At 39.0% G+C, this 26,091-nt stretch carries 20 protein-coding genes; 10 read left to right on the plus strand and 10 right to left on the minus strand.

All coding sequences use genetic code 11. The annotated features are described in order from the left end of the window. The 5 genes from FTV17_RS06480 to FTV17_RS06500 form a co-directional block, all read right to left on the minus strand. Complete coding sequence (locus FTV17_RS06480) at positions 1-948, minus strand: RsiV family protein (RefSeq protein ID WP_179998642.1); 948 nt, start codon at positions 946-948, stop codon at positions 1-3. Positions 949-1,078: 130 nt separating this feature from the next. Then, positions 1,079-1,903, minus strand: a complete 825-nt coding sequence (locus tag FTV17_RS06485) for a hypothetical protein (protein WP_179998643.1) — start codon at positions 1,901-1,903, stop codon at positions 1,079-1,081. Between the two features lie 83 nt (positions 1,904-1,986). Beyond that, entirely contained in the window at positions 1,987-3,579 is a 1,593-nt protein-coding gene (locus tag FTV17_RS06490; RefSeq protein WP_179998644.1) for a peptide chain release factor 3, read from the minus strand. A gap of 120 nt (positions 3,580-3,699) precedes the next feature. Next, positions 3,700-5,766, minus strand: a complete 2,067-nt coding sequence (locus FTV17_RS06495; protein ID WP_035265296.1) for a bifunctional diguanylate cyclase/phosphodiesterase — start codon at positions 5,764-5,766, stop codon at positions 3,700-3,702. Positions 5,767-5,980: 214 nt separating this feature from the next. Next, on the minus strand, positions 5,981-8,164 hold the full coding sequence (locus FTV17_RS06500) for a carboxy terminal-processing peptidase (RefSeq protein WP_179998645.1): 2,184 nt from the start codon (positions 8,162-8,164) through the stop codon (positions 5,981-5,983). Positions 8,165-8,360: 196 nt separating this feature from the next. Here FTV17_RS06500 and nagZ point away from each other — a divergent pair, with 196 nt between their 5' ends. Further along, a complete protein-coding gene (gene nagZ, locus FTV17_RS06505) occupies positions 8,361-9,380 on the plus strand; it encodes a beta-N-acetylhexosaminidase (protein WP_179998646.1) in 1,020 nt (339 codons plus the stop codon). A 70-nt stretch (positions 9,381-9,450) separates the two neighbouring features. Continuing rightward, positions 9,451-10,296 carry a class I SAM-dependent methyltransferase gene (locus FTV17_RS06510; protein ID WP_179998647.1) on the plus strand — a complete coding sequence of 282 codons (846 nt, stop codon included), beginning with the start codon at positions 9,451-9,453 and terminating at the stop codon, positions 10,294-10,296. Positions 10,297-10,359: 63 nt separating this feature from the next. Here the strand turns inward: FTV17_RS06510 and FTV17_RS06515 are convergent, their stop codons facing one another. Next, on the minus strand, positions 10,360-11,682 hold the full coding sequence (locus FTV17_RS06515; protein WP_179998648.1) for an alpha/beta fold hydrolase: 1,323 nt from the start codon (positions 11,680-11,682) through the stop codon (positions 10,360-10,362). Between the two features lie 287 nt (positions 11,683-11,969). Between FTV17_RS06515 and FTV17_RS06520 the strand changes: the two genes are divergently transcribed. The 8 genes from FTV17_RS06520 (at position 11,970) to FTV17_RS06555 (ending at position 21,587) form a co-directional block, all read left to right on the plus strand. Further along, a complete protein-coding gene (locus FTV17_RS06520; protein WP_179998649.1) occupies positions 11,970-13,235 on the plus strand; it encodes a glutamate-5-semialdehyde dehydrogenase in 1,266 nt (421 codons plus the stop codon). 383 nt (positions 13,236-13,618) lie between these two features. Beyond that, positions 13,619-14,842, plus strand: coding sequence for an acetate/propionate family kinase (locus FTV17_RS06525; protein ID WP_179998650.1), 1,224 nt, complete (start codon positions 13,619-13,621; stop codon positions 14,840-14,842). A 56-nt stretch (positions 14,843-14,898) separates the two neighbouring features. Continuing rightward, positions 14,899-17,040, plus strand: coding sequence for a phosphate acetyltransferase (gene pta, locus FTV17_RS06530; protein WP_179998651.1), 2,142 nt, complete (start codon positions 14,899-14,901; stop codon positions 17,038-17,040). A 173-nt stretch (positions 17,041-17,213) separates the two neighbouring features. Further along, positions 17,214-17,687 (plus strand): hypothetical protein, encoded by a 474-nt coding sequence (locus FTV17_RS06535; protein ID WP_075167434.1) that lies wholly within the window; start codon positions 17,214-17,216, stop codon positions 17,685-17,687. A gap of 5 nt (positions 17,688-17,692) precedes the next feature. After that, positions 17,693-18,559: a hypothetical protein gene (locus FTV17_RS06540; protein ID WP_179998652.1), complete on the plus strand. Its 867-nt coding sequence runs from the start codon at positions 17,693-17,695 to the stop codon at positions 18,557-18,559. Between the two features lie 14 nt (positions 18,560-18,573). Then, on the plus strand, positions 18,574-18,951 hold the full coding sequence (locus tag FTV17_RS06545; protein ID WP_179998653.1) for a surface-adhesin E family protein: 378 nt from the start codon (positions 18,574-18,576) through the stop codon (positions 18,949-18,951). Positions 18,952-19,446: 495 nt separating this feature from the next. Further along, the gene (locus FTV17_RS06550; RefSeq protein WP_179998654.1) at positions 19,447-20,973 is read left to right on the plus strand and encodes a fumarate hydratase; all 1,527 of its coding nucleotides are present in this window, start codon (positions 19,447-19,449) and stop codon (positions 20,971-20,973) included. A gap of 71 nt (positions 20,974-21,044) precedes the next feature. Further along, entirely contained in the window at positions 21,045-21,587 is a 543-nt protein-coding gene (locus tag FTV17_RS06555; protein ID WP_179998655.1) for a DUF2059 domain-containing protein, read from the plus strand. Between the two features lie 27 nt (positions 21,588-21,614). Here FTV17_RS06555 and FTV17_RS06560 read toward each other — a convergent pair whose 3' ends face one another. The 4 genes from FTV17_RS06560 to tig all read right to left on the minus strand — a co-directional run bounded on the left by FTV17_RS06560 (position 21,615) and on the right by tig (position 25,987). Next, positions 21,615-22,367 (minus strand): DUF2846 domain-containing protein, encoded by a 753-nt coding sequence (locus tag FTV17_RS06560; protein ID WP_179998656.1) that lies wholly within the window; start codon positions 22,365-22,367, stop codon positions 21,615-21,617. A gap of 138 nt (positions 22,368-22,505) precedes the next feature. After that, positions 22,506-23,816, minus strand: a complete 1,311-nt coding sequence (gene clpX, locus FTV17_RS06565) for an ATP-dependent protease ATP-binding subunit ClpX (RefSeq protein WP_179998657.1) — start codon at positions 23,814-23,816, stop codon at positions 22,506-22,508. 33 nt (positions 23,817-23,849) lie between these two features. Further along, positions 23,850-24,461 (minus strand): ATP-dependent Clp endopeptidase proteolytic subunit ClpP, encoded by a 612-nt coding sequence (gene clpP / locus FTV17_RS06570; RefSeq protein ID WP_035265270.1) that lies wholly within the window; start codon positions 24,459-24,461, stop codon positions 23,850-23,852. A gap of 194 nt (positions 24,462-24,655) precedes the next feature. Next, entirely contained in the window at positions 24,656-25,987 is a 1,332-nt protein-coding gene (gene tig, locus FTV17_RS06575; protein WP_179998658.1) for a trigger factor, read from the minus strand. Positions 25,988-26,091 lie beyond the last annotated feature (104 nt).

The raw sequence follows: 26,091 nt of genomic DNA on the forward strand, positions 1-26,091 counted from the left end.
TTATTTTGCTTCACCTGCAGCTTGAGGTACAGCAACTTGACCCGCAGGATGAACAGCTTCCAGCATTTCAGGTTTAATCACACCCTGTAGCTTTTCATAAGGAATCGTGAGTCTTGGCAAACCCACCACATAAGGACCAATTTCATATTCACCGTATTGAAGAATTAAACCCTTCTTACCCAAATAATAATTATCAGTGAGTTTAAATTTCCAAGCCTCTTCATACTCTTCAACGTTATCTGCTAACTGCGAATCTATGACCCATTTTTTAAATTCTTCATGGGCCAATTGATTTAATTTATTCTTTTGGTCTTTCACTAAAATTTGATCCAGTGACACTTGTTTCTGCTGTTTCAAATCAAAATTAAAGTAAGTTTGTGAAGAAGAACCATGTGCACCTCCTAAATAATTACTCGTATTCAATACGACGGTTGCAAGTGGTCCTTGTGAATTTAAAATTTTAGGACTAATACTCAAACTAATTTGATGTCCAACCCCCAAGTGCTTTAACTCTTTATCTAAACCCACAAAATTATCAATATAGGGCTGAATCTGCTCTGCAAGTAACTGCGCTGCAGTTTTATATTCAACAACTTCACTTGCGGCTTGAGTATCTTTGTCTTTAGACAGCGTCTGCTCAGGTTCGAACAACTCTAGCGTTTCTTGTAAATTTTTGATAATCGCTTGATCAATTAAGCCATCTAACACAAATTGATTCGTTCTCAATCGATCAATTGAAATTTCTGGACAATTGTTACCATCACATTCTACCAACCGAACAGGCACTTTTTCAGTTTCACCCTGAAGCATGAGTACCTGAACTTCTGATGCTGCTTGGGTTTGAGTGTCAGGTGATTCTTTAGGCCCGTCCCCTTTTGGCTGACATGCGCTCAGCGTAATTGCGGCAGTAAGTACAGATACAGTCCAAACTATTTTATTTTTTAACATCTCACAACCCTGAGGAGAAACGGTCATTTATCATTGATTTAAGCCTAACCCGATGAAATTGATAGCTCAAGCTTCGTTTGTATGGGTTTAACTGCAATTGTATATGCTACATTACAATATTTGTAATATTTCAAAACATCTTTTGAAAGATCTGCGGCACAACTACTTGCTTGGTTTGAGCATGATTCAAATAGATATCCAATTGCTCACCACCTTTGACAATTTCGTTCGCACGAATATGAACACCAATCCCTTCACCATCAAAGAACCATTCCTGATTTTGCCAGCTGAGATTCACTGGAGCGATACTTCTCACTTCACTAGTCTGGGCCTTTAACCATTTTTGATAGGACACCTGAAGCATTCTTTCAAAGTCATTAATTTGGTTCTTTTGAATCACATCCTGCAACTGTAAAACTTTTTTCTGCTTTCGATCCAATACCATAAAGTAACCACGATCTTTAACGATCACTTCAGCTTGTTTTGTATTTACGATGAATTGGATCAACACATATTGATTTCGTTGAGTGGCGACTTGCGTCAGTATATCCAGCTCATAAGGCTGATTCAGTGAAAACTCCTTCATCCATGATTCAGAGCGACTTATATAAGTTTCGATGGATTGATCCAAACTCAATTTTTCTTTTTCATTAATTTGATCTTGGATCACAAAAGCCAAATGGTTGTTAAGCTGTTGATTGACCCACTGATCCGCGGTTTTTAGACTTAAAATTTCAATTTTTTCGCAGACCGATTTTGTGCAATTTTCGCTCTTTATTTCAACTTGAAACGCGTCATCATTTAAGTATGGTAGCACATCAGCGTTTTTAACTTGGGCTGACTGCGCTGACTTTTGTGCCGTAGACTCTGGTTGTTTTTCACAAGATGCCACCCCAATGACTAAGGTAGCAAGAAGAATACGCAATCGTTTTTTTTGTAAATTTAGAGTAATCACAAGAATCAACCAAAATTAAAGCATTGGTTATTCTGATACAAAAACAGCTTCACGAGGAAGCTGTTTTACATTTTCAAGCAAAATTAATGTTCACGTGTATTACGGAAAAGAATGTCAGGATAACGCTCTTGCATTAATTGTAAATTGACACGACTAGGTGCTAAGTACGTTAAATGCCCACCACCATCAACTGAAAGTTGATCATGTGCTTTTTTCTTAAATTCATTAAATTTTTTCTCATCTGGACATGAAACCCAACGAACAGTGTTAATGCTCACAGGCTCGTAAATACAATCCACTTTGTATTCTTCTTTTAAACGATAAGCAACAACTTCAAATTGAAGAACACCCACAGCACCTACAATAAGATCATTACTGTTTTGTGGCATAAATACCTGAGTTGCACCTTCCTCTGAAAGCTCTTTTAAACCTTTTTGAAGTTGCTTCGATTTCAAAGGATCTTTTAAACGAACACGGCGGAACATTTCAGGAGCGAAGTGAGGAATACCTGTGAATTGCAAGTTTTCACCCGAAGTGAAAGTATCGCCGATTTGAATCGTACCATGGTTGTGTAAACCAATAATGTCGCCTGGCCATGCCTCTTCTAAATGCTGACGATCACCTGCCAAGAAGGTTAATGCATCTGAAATACGCACATCTTTCCCAATACGAACATGCTTCATTTTCAAGCCTTTTTCATATTTGCCTGAACAGATACGCATGAAAGCAATACGATCTCGGTGTTTAGGGTCCATATTGGCTTGAATTTTAAAGACAAAACCAGAGAAACCCTCTTCAGTCGCTTCAACTTTACGGTCTTGGGTAGGATGTGCTTTTGGTGGTGGTGCATATTCACTAAATGCATTTAAGACATGGTCTACACCAAAGTTACCCAACGCTGTACCAAACAATACTGGAGTTTGACGCCCTGCTAAGAATTCTTCACGATCAAGCGGTTCATTTGCCATTTGAACTAATTCTAGTGACTCTTCAAATGCAGCCCAAGCTAATTCACCGACTTTTTCACGAAGGTCAGCATGGTCATAACCGTCACGAATTTCGATATCTGTAATGGTTGAACCAAAACCTGCTTTATAGACATAGAATTTTTCTTCGATCAGGTTAAATACACCTGCGAAATCTTTACCTGTACCCATTGGCCAAGTAATCGGTACACATTTAATTTTCAGGACATTTTCGATTTCGTCGAGGAGCTCAAGCGGCTCACGGATTTCACGGTCCATTTTGTTGACGAATGAAATAATTGGTGTGTCACGCATACGACACACGTCCATTAACTTAATAGTACGATCTTCGACACCTTTCGCACCATCAATCACCATCAACGCTGAGTCTACGGCTGTAAGGGTACGATATGTATCTTCAGAGAAATCTTCATGCCCTGGTGTATCGAGCAGGTTGATCATTTTGTCTTTATAAGGGAACTGCATCACAGAGGTCGTGATCGAGATACCACGCTCTTTTTCCATTTCCATCCAATCTGATGTCGCAGCACGGTCAGATTTACGGCTTTTTACCATACCTGCAACTTGGATCGCTTGCCCCCACAACAATAACTTTTCCGTCATTGTGGTTTTACCCGCATCGGGGTGGGAAATAATGGCAAATGTACGTCGCTGAGCAACTTGCTCCGCTAACTCTTGCTTAAAGCTCATGAATAACACCTACTGCAGACATGCAGTTTAGAAGATCAAAAAAGATCAAAATAAAAATTGGCGATATTGTAGCAGATCAATACCGAATGTGAATGTGATGAATCAGAAACTGACCAGAAGTTAATAGTTCTTAAATGTGCTTTCTAAACGATCCACAGGTAATGGCATACCCAATAAATAGCCTTGTAATTGCTGACAACCTAAACGTTTTAAGATATCGGCTTGTTTTTGAGTTTCAACGCCTTCAGCTGTCACCACCAAACCTAAACGTTTAGCCAATACAATAATACTTTCTAAGATAATTTCATCTTTTGTATTGGGTGAAAGATTTCGAATAAATTCACGGTCAATTTTAAGTTCATCTACTGGGAGATTCTTTAAATATAAGAAGCTTGAATGACCTGTTCCAAAATCATCAATCGCAAGCCCAATCCCCAAGTTACGTAGGCTCTCAAAAGTACGAATACTGACATCGATATGATGCATTGCTGTCGATTCAGTAATCTCAATAATTAAATGGGCTGGATCGATCTGGTATTGTGTGATTAAACATCTTAATGTATCTACCAACGCTTTATGTTCAAATTGAACAGCTGATAAATTTACAGCGATCGGGCAGAAAGGCAATTTCTTTTTTTGCCAAGCTTGAATCTGTATACACGCTTGTTCAAGAGCCCAGTAGCCCATTTTAATAATAAGACCTGTTTGCTCCGCACCCTCAATAAACATATTCGGTGCTAGAAGTCCTAGACTTGGATGCTTCCAACGAATTAAAGCTTCAACACCACAAATTTTAAAATCTGCTGTGAATTTCGGCTGATAAAATAAAATGAATTGTTGTTCTTCAACGGCACGATACAAATCATTGATAAGTTTTGATTGGCTACGTGCGATTTCTTGTTGATCTAATGAATAGTTAAACACACTATAAGTATTGCGACCTTGCTCTTTTGACATCAGCATTGCAGCATCAGCATTCACCAACAAATCATGTAAATCAGCACCATGATCTGGATAATAGACCACACCTAAACTTGCTGAGATATTGATTTCCTTCCCCGAAATCACAAATCCTTCTTGGATTTTACTCAATACTAGATTCGCAACTTGATCAATTTGGTCTGTAGAAAAATCTTCAACAACCAATAAAAACTCATCACCACCAATACGAATTAATTTTTGGTTTTTTTCGAGTAGTGCATGCAGTCGATGCGCTAAATTCACTAAAAGCTGATCACCAATATGATGTCCAAAAGCATCATTCACTGCCTTGAAACGATCTAAATCAATATAAATGAATGCAACTTTATGATCTTTAGATTGGTGTAGTGAAAATAATGAAGTGGTGTAATCAAGCAAAAAAAGTCGATTTGGAAGTTTGGTCAGATTATCTTGAAGGGCAAGGCTTTCCAATTCCTTATTCATTTTGATTAATTGTTGATTTCGCTCTTCAAGTCGTAATTCTAAAATAGCGACAAAAAAACTGACCACCAAGACTAAGCATGTGACAAATATAATGACAAAAAGTAATAAACCTTGACCTTCATGGAGTTGATTCAATGCTGCATATTTGGCATCCACGGGTTGGAAAGTCGCAGCCGCCATACCAATATAATGCATTCCCACAATACTAAAAGCGATCATGAATGCCACGGCAAGCTTGAAAGCCAATTTATTGTGATAGGTACGCTTATATTTAAACATCAGCCAGAATGACAATCCTGAACCACATACAGCAATCAGTACAGAGAAAATCACCAAAATGGTGTCATAACGAATAATGTAGTTGGGAACGATCAATCCCGCCATTCCAGTATAGTGCATACCTGAAATACCGAAACCCATCAGAAGTGCACCCAAAACCAATCTAGCTAAAGGAAGTGTAGATCTAGTCGTGAGCCATATGGCAAAAATTGAAGCGAGAGCTGCGATCACATAAGAGAATAGCGTTAAACCTATATCGAAACTATGATCTTCGGGTAAATGACAAGCCAGCATTCCAACAAAATGCATGACCCAAATCGCAAGTCCAAAAATCATGCCACTTACACCGAGCAGCACTTTTTGACCAACTGGGTTTTTGTGGGTACTAATGAGTTGTTCAAATGAAATAGCAATAAAGCAGACGATCACTGCCGCCACAGCAGAACCCGCCACCATTGCATAATCGTAACTCATATGAATCATATAGAGACTTATCCGTACCTGAACCTGTTTTTATTTTATTTAAACCCCAAAAGTACAGCAAATAAATGTAAGAAGGTTCAACTTTTTAATGAGCATTTGTCGCCTACAACAATATCACCATCTCATTGAACGTCAAGTTGTTTTTCGGCGAGATCCATAAAAAATGGCGTATCGAAATACGCCATTTTTAAGTAAAACTTAACAATAAATATTTTTATTTTTGCAAGGCAATGTAATCGAGTAAGATATGAGCTGATTCAGTGACAAATGCCTCTTCTTCAGGTAAAGGTGGGCGTTGATTAGTTTTCATCTTAGCACGCGATTCAGCCAAAGCTTCCATCGACGCCTGATAACTTTCCCAATTTGGATAAGCAGTTTTACCCATTGCTATACGGCGTTTGTTTTCTTCTGCCAACGTTTCTTTTTCCAAAGCGATGAGTTCAGCTTTACGTTGATCGATATCCAACACGATTTGTTTTTTCTCTTTAGCTTTCTGCGAAATCGCTTTACGCGCTTCTAGATACTTAAATTGAATATCATTCGCAACACGCTGTTTTGAATGAGCAGCTAATTTGGGTACAAAGGCTTGCACTTCTCCCTCACGTTTGAAAGGAGCTGTAGGGATGGTATCCCACTCTAAAGCATTCTTAGCTTTACGCTCCCCAAACTCTTCATCGTAGATATCAACCAATTGAATATCAGGCACAACCCCTTTATTTTGTGTGCTTCCACCAGTAACACGGTAAAACTTTCGTTGCGTCAATGTCGCTTGACCATACGCTAAGCTGTCCAATTGAACTTGAGCTGTACCCTTACCTGTCGTAGTACTTCCAATCACAATCCCACGACCATAATCCTGCACAGCAGCTGAATAGATTTCACTTGCTGATGCAGAAGCCAGATTCACCATGACAGCCAATGGACCTGCGTAGGTTTGAGCGCCTCCATCACGATCTTCGAAGACACTGACGTTACCATTCCCATCCCGAATTTGAACCACTGGACCAGATTTAATCACTTGCCCAATCATTTTTGCCACTTCTTCGAGTGAACCGCCAGGGTTATTACGAAGATCGACGATAATGCCATCGACATTTTGCGCAGCTAAACTTTTCAATGCATTATTGGTATCTTCAGATACTGAACGATAGCTTTCACCAGCACGACGGGCACGGTAGTTGTAATAGAACGATGGAATTTCAACTACCCCAACTTTATGTTTCTTGCCATCTCGTACAATTTCTACTGTTCTTGAACGTACACCTGCATCCTCTTCTTGAATCACATCACGTACGATAGTTACGGTACGTGCCTGACTCATAGATGCTCCAGGTCCGAGCAATTTAATGGTGACCTTAGTCCCACGTTTACCTCGGATCAATCCAACGATTTCAGAACTGGTCCATCCAATGACGTCGACCATTTTGTCACCGTCTTGCGCGACACCAATAATACGATCACCAGACTTAACCTGTCCCGTCTTAAACGCAGGACCACCATCTACAATCGTCTCGATACGCGTATAATCTTCATTCCCGCGTTCTGGGCGGATCGACACACCAATCCCCTCAAGCTGCAATGTGGTCTGACGATTTAACTCAATCGCATCAATTGGTGGGAAATAATTACTGTGCGGGTCATAAGTCGCCAACATAGCATTGAGCGTTTTTTCTAAAACGTCATCGCTTTTTGTACGCTTCATACGTTCTAATTGACGCATATAACGCTTGGTCAAAGTCTGAACTGGCGTTAAATCTTCAGCTGAAGTGAGATCTTGCCCTGCTGCTAAAGAAGGATCATCTTTCAGCGCTTTTTGCTTAGCCAAATCTTCTTCTTTAGCAATCGTTAAATTGATTAACTGAGACACCAGCATTTTGCGCCATTGATTTTCTTGCTCAGCTTTATTTTTGAAAAATGGAGCCTTTTCACGATCAGACTCGATAAACACATTAGGTTGATTTAAGTTTTGCGGTTTTTTTAACTCTGCCAACATAAACTCATAGAATGACTTTAAACGGTCACGGTATTGAGCGTGAATGGCATAAGGTCCTTCAAGGTTACCCGCTTTAAGCGCCGCTCCAAAAGTTGGTCCGTATTTTTTCTTATAGTTTGCCACTTCATCTGCCAAGAAAAGGCTATGGTCAGGATCAAGACTATCAATATACATATCAAAAATACGTTGTGAGGTCGTAGCATCTAAACGCATATTTAAATAGTGCTGACGATCCACCAAAGTTGCTAATTGTCTTGAAACTAAAGCTTGTTCTTGTGTGGGCTTTATATTCTGAACCTGTTGAACCGCTGGTTCATTCGCTGCGATCGCAACATTAATTGTATGACCAAAAAATAAACCACCAGTGGCAATGGCTACCGCGCAAGCGATTGTTTGAAGTTTCATAACGAATTTGTCTTTCCTTGGATAAACCAAATTTACACTATTGTTTTCAGATAGAAATATTAATATTCAAAACCTTAAACAACTTTTTTATTTCTGCCGTATAGTTTTATCATAATCTGTACTAAGAAAATGTAGCAAATCATTGCAGAATTCGGGTATTGTTTTCTCTTTTAAAATTAGAATCACGGATTCCACTATGATTGGCGCATTGATGCTTGATATTGAGGGCACAACACTTAATCAAGAAGATATTCAACTCCTACAATCTCCACAAGTCGGTGGAGTCATTTTGTTTGGAAGAAATATTGAATCACCTCAACAAGTTCGCGCCTTAACGGATCATATGCGCCAAGTTCGCCCCGATATTTTAATTGCAGTTGATCAAGAAGGCGGACGCGTACAACGTTTAAAACAAGGCTTCACTCTCCTTCCTGCTATGGGACGTTTCGGTGAGCTCTATCTAAGACAGCCAGAACGAGCAATTGAATTGGCTGAACAATGCGGTTGGCTCATGGCTACCGAAGTTCTTGCAGTCGGGATCGACTTTAGCTTTGCACCTGTATTAGACCTTAACGACATCAGCGATGTTATTGGTGATCGTGCTTTTGCTAAAAATATCTCAGATATCATCCCTTTAGCCCAAGCCTTTATGCAAGGTATGAAACGCGCAGGTATGGCAACCACGGGTAAACACTTCCCTGGCCATGGCTCGGTTAAAGCAGATTCACATATTGCTGCAGCTGTGGATACACGAAGTTATGCTGAAATTGAAGCTCAAGATATGCAAAGCTTTATTCAACTCCAACCTCAACTTGACGCACTCATGCCAGCACATGTGATTTATGAAAAAGTAGATCCAAATCCTGCTGGTTTTTCTCAGTATTGGGTTCAAAAAGTACTTCGTGAAACACTTCAGTTCGATGGTGTCTTGTTTTCTGATGACTTAAGTATGCAAGCAGCTTGTGTTGCAGGTGGTGCAGATGCTCGCATCAAAGCCGCGCTTGAAGCTGGCTGTGATATGGGCTTAGTCTGCAATAATCGGGAATCTGCATGTGTCGCGCTCAGTGCCATAGAGAATTATCCATTGCCGAACCAAGAACGGTTAGAGCGTATGCGCGGTAAGATTCAAGAGATTCGCATTGGTGAACAACTTGACTTAGGCAACGAATGGAAATCTGTCAAAAAGGTCATTGAAGATTTTAGACAATCATTTTAATAATACAGGGAGCATTCTAATGCTCCCTTTATCTTGACCAATCCAATAATAATCATAGCCAAGGATGTGTATGTCTCAATCAAAACAATCAAAGCACCGTCATATTTCGTTTACTGCTCACTACACTGGCTATATATGGTATCAAATGGGTATCTCTCACGAAGCATTTGCGACTTCGAAAGGCAAAGCATTAGCGCAATTCGCTCACCCTTTTGAAAGTATGGCTGAGAAGTTTGTCGGTGGAAGTATGCGTTCAACCTTGAAGACACGACATACATTATTAGACGATCACTTAAAATTATTAATCAAACAATATCCAAACCTGCAAATTTTAGAAATTGCAGCGGGACTTTCACCTCGTGGTTGGTGGTTTAGATCTCATTATCCCGAAATAAATTATCGCGAATTAGATTTACCAGACATGGCTGCCACAAAACAATCCGCTTTGAATAAAATCGATCCCGAAAGCCCTAAAGTTTTATCAGCAGACTTATTCACGGATGATTTCAAAACAGCTTTTGACGAATTCGACCCAACACGACCGCTAGTGATTATCAGTGAAGGATTAATCAATTATTTTAATCAAGATTTACTCAAACAATTGCTGAATTCAATTGTACGTTTTGGTCAACCATTTCAAACGCTTCATTATTTAACTGACCTTTATCCCGAACCTGTCCAACATAAACTGGCTAACTTAATTTGGTCGAGCAGCAAATTACTCAAATACGCTTCAAGAAGTGCATTTACCTTCCACTTTAAAGACCCTTTAGAGGTACAGCACTTTTTTAAACTGTCAGGTTTTACTGAAATTGAAGTCATTCAACCTCAACTGTATTTTGAAAAAAAGAATCAAAATATGGATACAGATCAGCATCTTGGTGATCTAGTATGGATGATTCATGCAATAAAATAATGATTCGTTTATCTAAATATTAAGAAGAGTCGATTTTCTGATTCAATTGAATTCAATGACAGCCTAATCCACGCTGTCATTGTGTTTATGGGTATCTATAAATTGAAGTAAGCGATCAGCCACCTCAAAATAACCATGCTTGAATAATGCTCTTACTTCATTTCCAATAAAATCGAACATTAAACATTCGACAGCAAAATGTCCTTGCTCATCCTCAAATTCAATTGCAAAACTTCGAGCATCTTCCTGTAAGACTTCAACTTGAGATGGGTCATCCAAAAAGAATGATACACCAAAGTAATTCAGGTCTTTAATTTCAACTTCAAAACGTTCTGCATTTGTTTGATGAATTAAAACAGAATGTGCATTTTTAAGGGCAAATCGAACTTCCCCTCTACGATCCAATGATTGCATTTGGTCTTTATCTAAATAAATGATCCCATCTAGATTTTGAATCGATTCGCCTTTTAAGAAACTGGTAAAAAGATTCATGGTTTCTTTACGACGTTGCAATTGAGGCACATGATCCGCATTTGCAATCATTGCAAACTCAACATCTGGACATTGCAAGGCAAAATTCGCATTCTCAAATGGCAAAGTAAAACTATCGAATTGACCACATGCGACCAATGTTTTACACATCGGAATTGGAACATGGGAAAGACGCAATAAACGATTACAGTTGATTTCATATCGCTCACGCTCAGCGATATCAAACTCAGACATCTGCTTATAAAAAAGTCGTTTAGCTGTTGGAGACATACGCGTTTGATCTAATTTTGCATGATTCACCAAATACAAAATGACAGCCTGACCAAACTCATCCATACGTTGCTCTTGCATCAATATTAATGACTCTTCAAGCAACATACGCCAGCTTTTCCGCGTCTTCTGCATGACGCCCATCAGAATCAATCGATCTACCAGTTCTGGGCGATAATGAGCAAAACAGGAAGCAACCACAGAGCCTAATGACATCCCCATGACAGAGACTTTCTTAATCTCCACCAAATCCAACCATTGACCTAACATTTTTGAAAGCTCTGGTAGCTCTAGAGTACCAGCAGAAATTCCAGTATCACGATTGTGGATTTGTTGATTTGAACCTAAAGATGGTAAGTCGATTAAAATAACAGGTCCTTTCTCGAAGAGCTGTTCAACGCAATATTTATATGAATTAAAATTTTGAAATGCGCCTCCGACAATCAGCGTTGGCGTCTGGTACAGTGTTTCTGGCGATGCGATCGCCATATATTCAATTTTCCAGCCATCAATCCATGTGGTTCGTGGCGGCTCTTTAAAACTATTTTTATGGTACAGATCAAAAAAATGAGTGCTGTCTTCAGCTGAATAATCTTCAAGCTCCATTTTTATCATGGAATTCATTCCCTTATCTCCATTTGGCTTTATTGTTTTGTTTTCACAGCCGTTAATTTGATCATACTCTCAATTCGTTATGATTATGCAACATAATTAACATTCATTTCATTTTATACAGATGCATGAAATCTGCGCAATGCAAGAATTCACCTTTTATCTTTTTTAACTGCCGTTAGGTTCTAAAAATAGTTACAAGTTTTATCAACTTAGCTTTTTTCGCTGATAAACATAGATTGTTGTCATCTGCGCTGCTACTATTTGAATGAGATTTTAAAATGATCAGTTAAACTGCTATGCAAGACTCCATCGAACAGTACATGCAAGTCGTCGGTCAGAATGCGCGTGAAGCTTCACGCTTTTTGGCTGGATCTTCGACTTTTGAACGAAATAATGCTTTGACGGCAATCCATACCGCTTTGGAAGACCATCAAGCTCAAATTCTAGCTGCGAATAAACTAGACATGACTCGTGGTCATGAAAACAATTTAGACAGCGCATTACTCGATCGTTTGGAACTTACACCCACACGCTTCAGTGGAATGTTACAAGGTCTTAAAGATGTCATCAGTTTAATTGATCCCATTGGTGAAATTACCGACCTAGCTTATCGCCCGTCTGGTATTCAGCTTGGAAAAATGCGAGTGCCTTTAGGTGTCGTAGGTATGATTTATGAATCACGTCCTAACGTCACTCTAGAAGCAGCCTCTTTAGCGATTAAGTCTGGCAATGCCATCATTCTTCGCGGTGGTTCAGAAGCATTAGAGTCAAACAAAGCCATTGCTACCGCAATTCAAAAAGGTTTAGAGCAAGCTGGTGTACCAGTTAACGCAGTCCAAGTTGTCAATACAGCAGATCGTGCTGCAGTTGGGCAATTGATTACCCTCTCTGAGTATGTTGACGTTATTGTTCCACGTGGTGGCAAAGGCTTAATTGAACGTATTACACGTGAAGCGACTATTCCTGTAATCAAACATCTTGATGGTAATTGTCACGTCTTCGTTGAGGCCCAAGCTGATCTACAAAAAGCATTGCCAATTGCGTTAAATGCAAAAACTCATCGCTATGGCGTATGTAATGCCATGGAAACGTTGCTGGTTGATGAAAAAGTTGCTGACGACTTTCTGCCTCGCATTGCTGAACTTTATGCTGAAAAACAAGTTGAGTTGCGTGGTTGCTTGAAAGTCAAAGCAATTTTAGGTGAACAGATTAAAACTGCGACCGAAGAAGACTGGTATGAGGAATATCTAGGACCTATTTTAGCGGTTAAAGTAGTCAGTGGCGTTGATGAAGCAATTTTGCATATCAATAAATACGGATCGCATCACACTGATTCGATTATTACTGAAAACTTTAGCACGGCGCGAAAATTCCTTACTCGCGTCGATTCAAGTTCAGTCATGGTCAATGCCTCTACCCGTTTTGCTGATGGTTTTGAATATGGTTTAGGTGCTGAAATCGGCATTTCAACAGATAAAATTCATGCCAGAGGTCCAGTCGGATTAGAAGGACTCACCTCACAAAAATGGATTGTTTTAGGCGATGGCCAAATCCGTCAATAAACCTAACTTAAAAAACAAAGCCCTTTGAGTAAAGGGCTTTGTTTTTGAGTGATTCAACTCATCATAACGAAATAAAAAACGTATAAATTAAATCAATTACAAAGCAGAAGTGGTATATAAAAAATACAATACATGCTATGTTTTACCCATACAATTTAATTAAAATATAACCATCATTTATTTAATAAATGAATAAAGAAAGACTATAAATTTTAATTATTATTGCCTTAGTGGTCGATAGTGCTTAAGTCTAATCACCTAAAGTCTATCTAGGACAATAAAAAAACGCATGTTACAAATGCTCCACGATCAAGAAATAACATTTTTTGTTCATTTGGAAGAAAACAAACGAAATATTAAAATTGCCAGTAAAGGAACATACCATGCCTCATTCAGTTCTTATCATCAATTGCGGTTCTTCTTCGATCAAGTTTGCATTATTACTTAAAGATCAAGATTTCCGAATTCATGGTCTTGCTGAAAACTTAGGTACGCCAGAAGCGCGCATCAAAGGCGTGACTGTAGGCAACGAACCAGTTGATATTCGTATTCCAAATGCAGACCACAAAGAAGCACTTGAAGTTGGATTATCTCGCTTAGCGAATCACAAGCCTGATGCCATTGGTCATCGTATTGTACATGGTGGTTCTTTAACTCAAGCAGAGTTAATCACCGATGAAATTATTGAAAAAATCCGTGAAGCAACACCTTTAGCTCCATTACATAATCCTGCACATCTCGTTGGGATCGAAGCGACTAAACGTTTGTTCCCAGACTTACCGCAAGTTGCAGTGTTTGATACAGCGTTCCATCAAACAATGCCAGCGCATGCCTATCGTTATGCGGTACCAAAATTTTTATACACTGAACATAATGTTCGCCGCTATGGATTCCACGGTACGAGCCATGCCTATGTATCAGATCGTGGTTCTGAGCTTGCTGGTAGTTTCCGTGAAGGTGGTTGGCTCACCGCTCATTTAGGCAACGGTAGTTCTACTTGTGCAATTTGGAATGGTAAAAGTGTTGACACCTCTATGGGATTAACGCCACTCGAAGGTTTAGTGATGGGTACCCGTAGTGGTGATGTAGACCCAAGCTTACATAATTTTTTAGCCAAAAATCTGGGATGGGACATTTACAAAATTGACAGAATGCTCAATAGCCAATCTGGTTTATTAGGACTTTCAAACCTGTCAAACGATATGCGAACACTCATCGAAGCTTCAGAAGAAGGCAATGAAGATGCTGCACTTGCTATTGAAGTATTCTGCTATCGTCTTGCTAAATCATTAGCAGCACTCAGCTGTGGTTTACCTCGTCTTGATGGCTTATTCTTCACAGGTGGTATTGGTGAAAACTCAGCATTTATCCGTGAAAAAACATTATCTTATTTGCCACATTTTGGTTTTAACTTTAGCAAAGAAAAAAATGACCAATTAGCTCGCGGTACAGAAGGTCGCATTGATAATGGTACTGGTCCACAAATTTGGGTCATTCCTACAGATGAAGAAGGACGTATTGCACAAGAAACAGAACATGTGGTGAATCAAATCGGAGATGTGAATTCATCTGAAAAAAAGTCTGAACTTGAAACCGCGACTGCTTAAGTAGTCGCCCGCTCAGACATATTTCTTTTTTATTTTTAGATATAGATTTTGATGATATGAAAACAATTGTACTTGTTCCAACTGGTGAAGGTGTAGGTCTGACATCAGCGTGTTTAGGCTTAATTTATGCACTTGAGTGTCAAGGTGTAAAAGCTGGTTTTGTTAAGCCATTTTCACAAGAAGTACATGCTGAAAATTTCGATCGTACCACAGCGTTATTCCGCCATGTTTCTCAGAACGAAACAGTTGAACCAATCTCATATCAAAATGTAGTTCAGCAATTAAATGCTGATGAAAGTGATGAGTTATTAGAGGAAGCTGTTCGTCTACATCGTCAAATTGCTAAAAAACATGATCTTATTATTGTGGAAGGGTTAGTTCCAAACAGTCGTGATAGTTTTGCATCTGAACTGAATGCTCAACTTGCTCAAGCACTAGATGCGAAAGTCATCATTGTGAGCAATGCTGATATCAAACAACCAGCCTATACAGCAGAAAAAGTAGAAACCCAATTACGTAATTTTGGTGGAGCAAACAGCAACCGTACAGCTGGTGTGCTTTTCATGCGAACCAAAGGTCTGTCTGAGGAGTCTGCACAGATTCCAGTGACCATTGATCCAAGTCTGCGTTTGACACAAGAGACTCAACAATTTGTCGGCGAAATTCAAAAAACGTATCCGCTCATTGGTTCGGAACAACTTCCTGTTATTGCATTAGTCCCCTTCAGCAATACTTTAAGTGTGCCGCGAATGTCTGATATCGCGCAACATATTCAAGCAGAATGGATTAACTTAGGTGAGGCTGCACAACGACGCGTTTTGCATAGTAGCCTGATCGCTTCAAATATCGAGCGCGAACTGCACAAATTCACGGCAGGCGAACTGATTATTAGCGCATCAGATCGTATTGATGTATTACTTGCAAGTAGTTTAGCAAGCAGCAATGGTATTCCTCTTGCAGGTTTAGTACTGACTGAACATTATGCGCCTAATCAACAAGTACTGGCTTTCTGCCAAGCTGCGATAAAACAGGGTTTACCTATTTTACACACACCATTGAGTACATTTGAAACGGCGACTCAACTGGCTAATTTAAGCAATGAAATTCCTGTAGATGATACTGCTCGCGCTGAACAAGTTACTCGATTTGTATCTAGCCATATTGATGCGGATTGGGTAACGCAGTTGCTGAATGGCTCATACCAACCACGTCTTTCTCCATCTGCATTCCGTCATGAGCTGGTACAAAAATCAATCGCAGCGAAGAAAAGAATTGTTCTTCCTGAAGGCGATGAACCTCGTACGATTCAAGCAGCCACGATCTGCCAATCACGCGGTATTGCTCACTGTATCTTACTGGCAAAACCAGAAGCAGTATTGGATGTGGCCAAAGCTCGAGGGATTGAATTACCAGATGATTTAGAAATCATTGATCCAGACCTCATCCGTGACAACTATGTTGCGCCAATGGTTGAGTTGCGAAAAGGCAAGTTAAATGAACTGCAAGCGAAAGAACAGTTACAAGATACAGTGGTTCTTGGAACGATGATGTTGGCACTAGATCAAGTGGATGGATTAGTTTCAGGTGCAGTTCATACCACAGCCAATACAGTTCGCCCTGCATTTCAGTTGATTAAAACGGCACCTGATTACTCTTTAGTTTCGTCTGTTTTCTTTATGTTACTACCAGACGAAGTTTATGTTTATGGTGACTGTGCAATCAATCCAGATCCAAACGCAGAGCAACTTGCAGAAATCGCGATTCAATCTGCCGATTCAGCAAAAGCGTTTGGTATTGATCCACGTATTGCCATGATTTCATATTCAACAGGAACATCAGGGACAGGAGCTGATGTTGAAAAAGTTGCTGAAGCAACACGCATCGCAAAAGAACGTCGCCCAGATTTATTGATCGATGGACCACTTCAATATGATGCTGCCTCTGTGGAAAGTGTGGGGCGTTCTAAAGCTCCTGACTCGCAGGTGGCTGGACGTGCCAATGTCTTTATTTTCCCTGACTTAAATACAGGTAATACCACCTACAAAGCTGTTCAGCGCTCTGCAAACGTTGTAAGTGTTGGACCAATGTTGCAAGGTTTAAATAAGCCGGTCAACGACTTATCTCGTGGTGCTTTGGTCGATGACATTGTTTTCACCATTGCATTGACTGCCATTCAAGCAGATCAACAATCGGTCTAAAAAACTAAGCTTCACTAGACCATTCAATTTAGTCAAATTTGAATGGTCTATTTGTATCTGCAGGTTCTTTCCTGTATCTTTCACCTTTATTGATTTATATTCATTACCTCATGATATATAAACATTTTTTACTAAAACTTTATAAATATTTTAATTTTTATAGGGAATAAGACATGATTCGTCAACTCATGCTACTTGGCTGTTTCACCTTAACCAGCACCTTTACTCAAGCTGGCTGGCTTACCAAAGCCATTGACAAATGGAACTCTTCAAGCGACCTAAATGAAAACATTTTTGTTCAATATCCTACAGTTCAAGAGTATTTTCACGATAAATTTAAAAGTCCACGTCAAATTACATTGAATAATGTTTCATACAAAGCTGGTGTGGTAATGTATGAACGCGCTCAACAATATTGTGAAAAAGACTTAGGACAACTGGTTCAAATTGAACAACATCCTAAATCTTTATACCCATATCGTGGAGCAGAAATTTTAGATACACCAAACTTACAAAAATATTATGGTTTATTTGAATGTCAAAATATTGCCAATCCTTGGAAAGTCTATTTTGATCATCAAAATCAACGCATTATTCAAAGCTTAACGCCAATTTTGTCGGTCGATGTCAGTTATGTATTTGAGTAATGATCATGAATAAGAAATTTTTAATCATCACATCAAGTCTGTTGTTACTCACAGGCTGCCAAGTGACAGGCGAACAAAATAATCTTTATCAAAAAGTTTTAAGCTATTCAGGTCAATCTACCAAAAGTGAACCCTTAAATGGCGCAAAAAATCGTTTTAGTATTATTGTGCCAAAAAGTAGTGTCAATGAAACCACACGTTTTAAGGGATTGGTATCAAACCAAAACTACTTTTCTAGTTTAGCGCGTAGTCAATATTTTGATCATATTTGGAAACGTTATTATTCATCTTTAAGATCACTCTCTGATACCACGACAAAGCTGCGTATTTGTAACAGTACTTTTGCTGAAGATCGAAGACAGCCTTCTTCTGTCTCCAACTCATGCAGTGAAGTCACCTTAAAAACGCATATCAAAGATATGGGTTCAGCCTATCAGATTAATTTTGAAGGTATTAACGTCGACCAGCATCAGCAAAGTTTTGCACTCTCAAAAATTGAGGTTCCTAATGTCTATAGCTCAGTTGGCGTACTGGATCAAAACCTTTTGAAATCTACCTTCGGATATTATGATCGTATTGAATTTAAGTCGAAGCTCAAAGCTGAACAATTAGCACAAAAACTTGGGCATCAATTTGGTTCAGTCCAAATCTTTAAAGATAATGGTGAAATATATCTTCAAGTCAATTTCGACCATGAATATCGAGTCGATCAAGCTGTCTCACCGATTAACTGCAAAACCAACCCTACAAAGCCAAATGTTGCACCGATCGTCAGATGTGATTATGCAATTTTTTCTGCCAAAGGTATTTCAGACTACCGTCAAAATAAAATACAAACAGAAAATTTTATCAAAAAAGTCTTTTTAAATTAGGATGAAAATAAAAAATGAAAAAAATACTTCTTATACTCATGAGTATCATTACGATCCAAAGTGTATACGCAGAAAACTTTAAAACTATGCTGAGAAATAATGGAATCACCTTCCAAATTGATTTAGATAGCATTAAGAAACAAGGGCAATATCACCATGTCGTTGTGGCGCAAAAATTTAACAGCAGCAAAACAGAAGGTAAACTCAAATATAATGAATTACGCTCAGATTTCATTTTGGACTGCGCTTCAAACCGTGAATACATTTCACGCTTAAGCCGTTACCAAAATGGCAGCATGGTCTGGGAAATGGCCAATCCAGAAAGCTTTAAACTGGAGAAAAACAATTCCGGCATGATTGAATATATTTGTGAAAATGAAATTAAATCTTAAAAATTTATTTTTTATGATTTTAAATGTTTGATTATTTTTATGATCAATACTAAAGACATAAAAAAGAAGATGAAGCTTAGGCTTGATCTTCTTTCTGACCGTACATCCAAGTTGCAGCGATATATACACAAAAACCAGCTGCCATCAAAATACCTGTAAGCATTGTTCAGAGTCTCTTGTTTCGATGAGTGGATTATGCGAAAGATTTATGACATTTATATAACAATAATAAAATATGACAAATAATCTTAAAATTAAATAATTATATTTTTCAAAAACTTAAAATTTTCAAGTAAAATAATATGACATATTTTGACGGTCATATCACCTCAATTATTACAAAACCCTGTCATAAAACGTCTTTTTTTCGCGACAAAAAAGTCGCCTAAAGACTCTATAAACTTTCGCCCAATCCCCTGCCAAAATACCCACAACATTGCCATTTTGTCTTATAATTTAGCCCGCTAGCTATCAGCCCGCTCAAGAGATATTTGTATGACAACTATTATCAAGCAAGACGACTTGATCACATCCGTTAAAGATGCGCTTCAGTTCATTTCTTACTATCATCCACAAGACTTTATCCAAGCAATGAGTCGTGCGTATGACCGTGAAGAAAACAAAGCTGCCAAAGATGCGATCGCACAAATCTTAATCAACTCACGTATGTGTGCCGAAGGTCACCGTCCGATCTGTCAAGATACTGGTATCGTCAACGTATTCGTTGAAGTGGGCATGGACGTTAAATTTGATTTAACGATGAGCTTAGACGACGCGATTAACGAAGGTGTTCGCCAAGGTTACTTAGAAAACTCTAACGTACTTCGTGCATCTGTACTTGCTGATCCTGCTTTTGGTCGTAAGAATACCAAAGACAACACCCCTGCTGTGATCTACCACAAACTTGTTCCAGGTAACAAAGTAGATATCACTGTTGCAGCAAAAGGTGGCGGTTCAGAAAACAAATCTAAACTTGCAATGCTTAACCCATCTGACTCAATCGTGGATTGGGTACTGAAAACTGTTCCAACTATGGGTGCAGGTTGGTGTCCGCCAGGTATGCTTGGTATTGGTATCGGTGGTACTGCTGAAAAAGCCATGATGCTTGCAAAAGAAGCATTGATGGAAGAGATCGACATGGACGAATTACTTCGTCGTGGTCCGCAAAATAAACTTGAAGAACTTCGTATCGAAATCTTCGAGAAAGTAAACGCTTTAGGTATTGGTGCACAAGGTCTTGGTGGTTTAACGACTGTTCTAGACATCAAAATTAAAGATTACCCTTGTCACGCTGCGGGCAAACCAGTGGGTATGATTCCGAACTGTGCTGCGACTCGTCATGCACACTTCACACTAGACGGTACAGGTGTTGCGAATATTATTGCACCTAAACTTGAAGACTATCCTGAAGTCACTTGGGACTCATCTTCTTCTAAACGTGTTGACTTAGATAACATCACGCAAGAAGAAATGAACTCTTGGAAACCAGGTGATACGCTTCTTCTTAACGGTACAATCTATACAGGTCGTGACGCTGCGCACAAACGTATGGTTGATATGTTAAACAACGGTGAAGAGCTTCCTGTAGACCTTAAAGGTAAGTTTATTTACTACGTTGGTCCTGTTGATCCAGTGGGTGACGAAGTTGTAGGTCCTGCAGGTCCAACAACTGCAACACGTATGGATAAGTTCACACGTCAAGTTTTAGAAGCAACTGGTCTTTTCGGTATGATCGGTAAAGCGGACCGCGGTCCTGCTGCGATTGAAGCGATCAAAGACAACCAAGCAACTTACCTCATGGCTGTAGGCGGTGCTGCGTATCTGGTATCTAAAGCAATTCGTGAAGCTGAAGTTGTCGCTTTCGAAGATTTAGGTATGGAAGCAATCTACAAGTTCGTGGTTAAAGATATGCCTGTATCTGTTGCAGTAGACGTAAACGGTACATCTGTACACGCCACTGCACCAAAAATCTGGCAGGCTAAAATTGGTAAAATTCCAGTTGTAGATGCAGCTGCACAATAAATAATATTCGACTTGTCTCAAGTTCAAAAAGCACTCTATCATTAGGGTGCTTTTTTATACCGAGAATACTCATGAAAATTTTAAGAACATTATTTTTGAGCGGATGCATCATCTGCTCACCTGCTGTTATGGCAGCTCAAGCATCTGATCAACAAATCGAAAAACTCATACAAGTATTGAATTTAGATCAGCTCTTACAAAGTACGCTTAAACAAATCCGACCCCAAATTGATCAACAGGCCTATAGCATTGTTAAAAATATTGTTAAGACCGAAAAATTAACACCACAACAACAAGTTATTGCCAATGAGCTGGCTGATAAAATTCACCAAGAAAATATTAAGCAAACTTCTTGGGAAAAACTTAAACCGATCTATCTCAAAATTTACAAAGATGTCTATGATGCACAAGAAGTTCAAGCCCAGATCGACTTTTATTCCTCTCCAACAGGTCAATCCATTTTAAATAAAGGTCCACTTGTTGCTCAAGAATCCATGAAAATCCTGAATCAACAACTTGCAGGCTCTTTACAATCTACAGAAAAGAATTTTGCTGAAGTTCAAAAGAAATTAGAACAACTACAAAAACAAAGTATTCATACTGACTCGAAATAAGCTAAAAACCATTCTGCTGAATCAGAGTTACCATGTGCGTGGATCATATATCTTAAAAGGTTCTGTTAAGCGCACATCATCACTGGCTTTATATTCTTTGTTTTTAATTTTTTCTTTTGATTTTTGCAATGTTCCGTTCGGTTGAATAACAGCAACATAGTTAAGCCCAGGCGTTTTCAACTGAGTCATGCCAATTTCTCTTAATGCCTGTTTTGTTGGCATTTGCATCAATGGTCCAACTCTGAGGAGATCTTCACTACCATTTGGTCCACCTCGAAACTGTTCTTCTTCATATTTTAAGAAATACTGCTGCCCCGCTTTAACACTAAAACTTGCAACCAAAGGTTTTTGAAAATGCATCACAGTTAAAGGTCGACTGATACTAAGTTGATAATCCCCTTCAGCCAGCTCTATCCAATAATAATGATTGCTGATTAAACTCGGAATGCGCTTACCATTTAGAAAAAAACTCGGTGCAATAATTTCCTGACGATTCCACTTACTATCAGGACGGTACAGATACAACACTGCGGCTTGCTGATGTTGAGGTTTTACACGGCTAAAAAACTGTCCGGGTTTTTGATTTACCCATGAGCCCAGATCAAATCCTGCAACTTTATATTGATCTAGCTTCTGAGATACAAAAGATTTTTTCTCACTAAAATCTACCGATTTTAACGTTGAAACCACATGAGTTTGATTATTTTCGTTAAGCCCTTTATGTGTCTGACATGCCACAAGAAACAGACTCAAAGCACATACTGCTACGGTTGATCGCATGATTATCCCTCATCACGTATACTTTTTATTCTATGTCATATTTTTGTTATCGTTAGATTATCATCTCAATCCGAGATTAAAAACAAAAAACGCGCAAAAAGTGGGACTTTTTACGCGTTTCAGATGAATTACAATCAATTAAGCAGATTTAGTATCTAAAATCTTTAAATCGACCTTTTCTTCAACTTGTTGTTCTTGTTTAGGTTGGCGCTCAGCTCGATATTCTGGTTCAGCATTTTCATTGATCACAGCTTCATTGATCACAACAGTACCAATATCAGAGCGACTTGGTAAATCGTACATCGTATCGAGCAAGACGTTTTCAAGAATTGAACGCAGACCACGAGCACCTGTATTACGCTCAAGTGCTTTTTTCGCAACTGCTCGCAATGCTGAATCTTCGAATAATAGATCAACATCTTCCATTTCGAACAAGTATTGATACTGACGCGTTAACGCATTTTTTGGTTCAGTCAAAATTTGCATTAATGCTTCTTCGTCCAATTCTTCGAGCGTTGCAATCACTGGCAGACGACCAATGAATTCAGGGATTAAACCAAATTTCACAAGATCGGCAGCTTCTACCTGACTAAATAATTCAGATAACTTCTTAGAGTCATCTTTAGTCTTCACGTCAGCAGTGAAACCAATTCCACCTTTTTCTTGACGCTGTTGAACGACACGCTCCAAACCAGAGAATGCACCACCGCAGATAAACAAGATATTAGACGTATCAATTTGAATGAACTCTTGCTGTGGATGCTTACGACCACCTTGAGGTGGAATTGAAGCTACCGTGCCTTCGATCATTTTTAAAAGCGCTTGTTGAACACCTTCACCTGAGACATCACGTGTTATTGAAGGATTTTCAGACTTACGGGTAATCTTATCGATCTCGTCGATATAAATGATACCCTTCTGTGCTTTCTCAACATCGTAATCTGCTTTTTGTAGCAATTTTTGTACGATATTCTCAACATCTTCACCAACATAACCAGCTTCAGTTAATGTCGTTGCATCAGCCATGGCAAATGGAACATCTAATAAGCGCGCTAAAGTTTGTGCCAATAAAGTCTTACCCGAACCTGTTGGTCCTATGAGTAAGATATTACTTTTAGCAAGTTCTACACGATCTTCTGACTTTGCAGTAGATTGAGTCACTTTGAGACGTTTATAGTGGTTATATACCGCAACAGAGAGCGTTTTTTTCGCAGTGTCTTGACCAATCACATATTGATCTAAAGCTGCACGAATTTCATGCGGCTTAGGTAATGGACGAGTTGCCCATTCACCTGTTTCGACTTGCTGGCTCGTCTGAACTAAATCTAAGCATACATCTACACATTCATTACAAATGTAAGCGTCCTCGCCTGCAATGAGTTTACCCACTTCAGACTGCGTTTTACCGCAAAATGAACAATGCTTTTGTCCTTGAGGATTTTCAGACATCTTCACTCCAAATAAATTTCTATGCTTTACAGCTTAAAGTTGCGGACGTTTCGTTAAAACTTCATCGACCAAACCATATTCTTTTGCAGCTTGAGCGGTCATAAAGTTATCACGGTCTGTATCACGTGCAACAGTTTCGTAATCTTGGCCACTGTGTTCAGCCATTAGACGGTTCAAACGCTCTTTAATAAATAGAATTTCACGTGCATGAATTTCAATATCTGAGGCTTGACCACGGAAACCACCCAATGGTTGGTGAATCATAACACGAGCGTTTTCCAAGCAGTAACGTTTACCCTTAGCACCAGCATTCAATAAAAAAGCGCCCATTGATGCCGCTTGGCCCATGCAATACGTCACGACATCTGGTTTGATGAATTGCATCGTATCGTAAATTGCCATACCCGCAGTCACTGAACCACCAGGTGAGTTAATGTACAAATGAATATCTTTTTCTGGGTTCTCAGCTTCTAAGAACAACATTTGCGCAACGATTAAGTTCGCCATATTGTCTTCAACTTCACCCGTTAAGAAAATGACACGTTCGCGTAAAAGACGCGAGAAAATATCAAAAGAACGCTCACCACGAGATGATTGCTCTACGACAACTGGAACCAAAGCATTATCAATTGTTGGAACATACATACGTTATTTATTCCTGAATTTTTTGTCACTCAATACATTTTCACAATATGAGGGATAATTGTCGAAAATGCAAAATATTCACCATTAAATATCAGATATTTTTTGATTAGGCTTTGTGAATACAGGACAAGTTGATCCATATTTTTTTTACAAGAAAAAAGGCGCGTTAAGCGCCTCTTCCTTCGGATAACCGATTAGCCTTGTTGACGAGCTTGTTGTTCTTTCAACAATTCTTCATAGCTAACAGCTTTATCAGTTACTTTAGCAGACGCTAAGATGTGATCTACAACTTGGTCTTCTAAAACAACAGCTTCGATTTGTGCACGTTGTTGCTTATCATTTTTGAAGTATTCAATAACTTCTGTAGGATCTTCATAAGAAGTCGCCATATCTTCGATATAAGCTTCTACACGTGCTTGATCAACTTCGATTTTTGCTTCAGCAAGAATACTGCTCACCAAAACACCTAATTTTACTGATTTTTCAGCTTGCTCTTTGAATAATTCATCTGGAAGCATGCTTGAATCAAATGCTTTAGCGCCTTGAGCACCAAACTGTTGAGTAAACTGTTGGATCATTTGTTGACGTTGACGGTCAATTTCTTGAGACAACATAGATGTAGGTACTTCGATTTCATTTGCAGCTACAAGCGCATCAAAAGTTGCACCTTTCACTTGATTGCGAAGACCGTTTTTCACTTCACGTTCCATATTTTTGCGAACGTCAGCTTTTAACTTCTCAACACCTTCTTCTTCAGTTAAACCAAAGATTTTTAGGAATTCAGCATCTACGTCAGGAAGCTTTTGTTTTTCAACAAGCTTAACTGTGATTTTGAATTGAGCTGATTTACCTGCAAGGTTTTCTGCTTGGTAATCTTCAGGGAAAGTTACATCAATTACTTTCTCTTCGCCTTTCTTCATACCAACGATACCGTCTTCGAAGCCAGGGATCATACGACCAGAACCTAGTACAAGTTTGAAGTCTTCAGCAGAACCACCTTCAAATTTTTCGCCGTCAATAGAACCTTCGAAATCAAAAGTAACTTGCATGTCTTTTTTAGCCATGCCTTTTGTTTCAGTCCAAGTCGCGCGTTGCTTTTGAAGATTTTCGATCATTTGATCTACATCTTTATCATTTACTTCAGTAGATTTACGTTCAACTTCTAAGCCGTCAAACTTAACTGAAACTTCTGGGTAAACCTCAACAGTTGCTTCATAAACTAAAGCATCTTCTTTGTTTTCAACTTTTTCAATGTTAGGCATGCCTACAGCATTGATTTTCTCTTGTTGAATTGCTTCGAATACTGTGTCACGAATAACATCATTTACCACTTCTTGGTAAATGCTCGCGCCGTATTCACGACGAACAACATTTAAAGGCACTTTACCTGGACGGAAGCCGTTGATCTTAACTGTTTTAGCAGTACGTTTTAAACGAGCTTCGAATTGCTCATTAACACGGCTCGTCGGTACAGATACATTTAAACGACGGGCTACGCCCGAAACCGCTTCAGAAGTTACTTGCATGGCTTCCTCGATATAGAAATAGTAATTGCAATTTTTAAAGTGCCACATTATATGACAACAATCAAAGATATACAAAATACCTTTTTCAAACCATCTTTTTTATA

This window comes from Acinetobacter sp. YH12239, assembly GCF_013417635.1.
GTDB lineage: Bacteria > Pseudomonadota > Gammaproteobacteria > Pseudomonadales > Moraxellaceae > Acinetobacter.

Bases quoted from the DNA above. Each gene is read 5' to 3' on its own strand.
- FTV17_RS06480 (WP_179998642.1), bottom strand. From the start codon at position 948: ATGTTAAAAAATAAAATAGTTTGGACTGTATCTGTACTTACTGCCGCA.
- FTV17_RS06490 (WP_179998644.1), bottom strand. From the start codon at position 3,579: ATGAGCTTTAAGCAAGAGTTAGCGGAGCAAGTTGCTCAGCGACGTACA.
- FTV17_RS06495 (WP_035265296.1), bottom strand. From the start codon at position 5,766: ATGATTCATATGAGTTACGATTATGCAATGGTGGCGGGTTCTGCTGTG.
- FTV17_RS06500 (WP_179998645.1), bottom strand. From the start codon at position 8,164: ATGAAACTTCAAACAATCGCTTGCGCGGTAGCCATTGCCACTGGTGGT.
- nagZ (WP_179998646.1), top strand. From the start codon at position 8,361: ATGATTGGCGCATTGATGCTTGATATTGAGGGCACAACACTTAATCAA.
- FTV17_RS06510 (WP_179998647.1), top strand. From the start codon at position 9,451: ATGTCTCAATCAAAACAATCAAAGCACCGTCATATTTCGTTTACTGCT.
- FTV17_RS06515 (WP_179998648.1), bottom strand. From the start codon at position 11,682: ATGAATTCCATGATAAAAATGGAGCTTGAAGATTATTCAGCTGAAGAC.
- FTV17_RS06520 (WP_179998649.1), top strand. From the start codon at position 11,970: ATGCAAGACTCCATCGAACAGTACATGCAAGTCGTCGGTCAGAATGCG.
- FTV17_RS06525 (WP_179998650.1), top strand. From the start codon at position 13,619: ATGCCTCATTCAGTTCTTATCATCAATTGCGGTTCTTCTTCGATCAAG.
- pta (WP_179998651.1), top strand. From the start codon at position 14,899: ATGAAAACAATTGTACTTGTTCCAACTGGTGAAGGTGTAGGTCTGACA.
- FTV17_RS06535 (WP_075167434.1), top strand. From the start codon at position 17,214: ATGATTCGTCAACTCATGCTACTTGGCTGTTTCACCTTAACCAGCACC.
- FTV17_RS06540 (WP_179998652.1), top strand. From the start codon at position 17,693: ATGAATAAGAAATTTTTAATCATCACATCAAGTCTGTTGTTACTCACA.
- FTV17_RS06545 (WP_179998653.1), top strand. From the start codon at position 18,574: ATGAAAAAAATACTTCTTATACTCATGAGTATCATTACGATCCAAAGT.
- FTV17_RS06550 (WP_179998654.1), top strand. From the start codon at position 19,447: ATGACAACTATTATCAAGCAAGACGACTTGATCACATCCGTTAAAGAT.
- FTV17_RS06555 (WP_179998655.1), top strand. From the start codon at position 21,045: ATGAAAATTTTAAGAACATTATTTTTGAGCGGATGCATCATCTGCTCA.
- FTV17_RS06560 (WP_179998656.1), bottom strand. From the start codon at position 22,367: ATGCGATCAACCGTAGCAGTATGTGCTTTGAGTCTGTTTCTTGTGGCA.
- clpX (WP_179998657.1), bottom strand. From the start codon at position 23,816: ATGTCTGAAAATCCTCAAGGACAAAAGCATTGTTCATTTTGCGGTAAA.
- clpP (WP_035265270.1), bottom strand. From the start codon at position 24,461: ATGTATGTTCCAACAATTGATAATGCTTTGGTTCCAGTTGTCGTAGAG.
- tig (WP_179998658.1), bottom strand. From the start codon at position 25,987: ATGCAAGTAACTTCTGAAGCGGTTTCGGGCGTAGCCCGTCGTTTAAAT.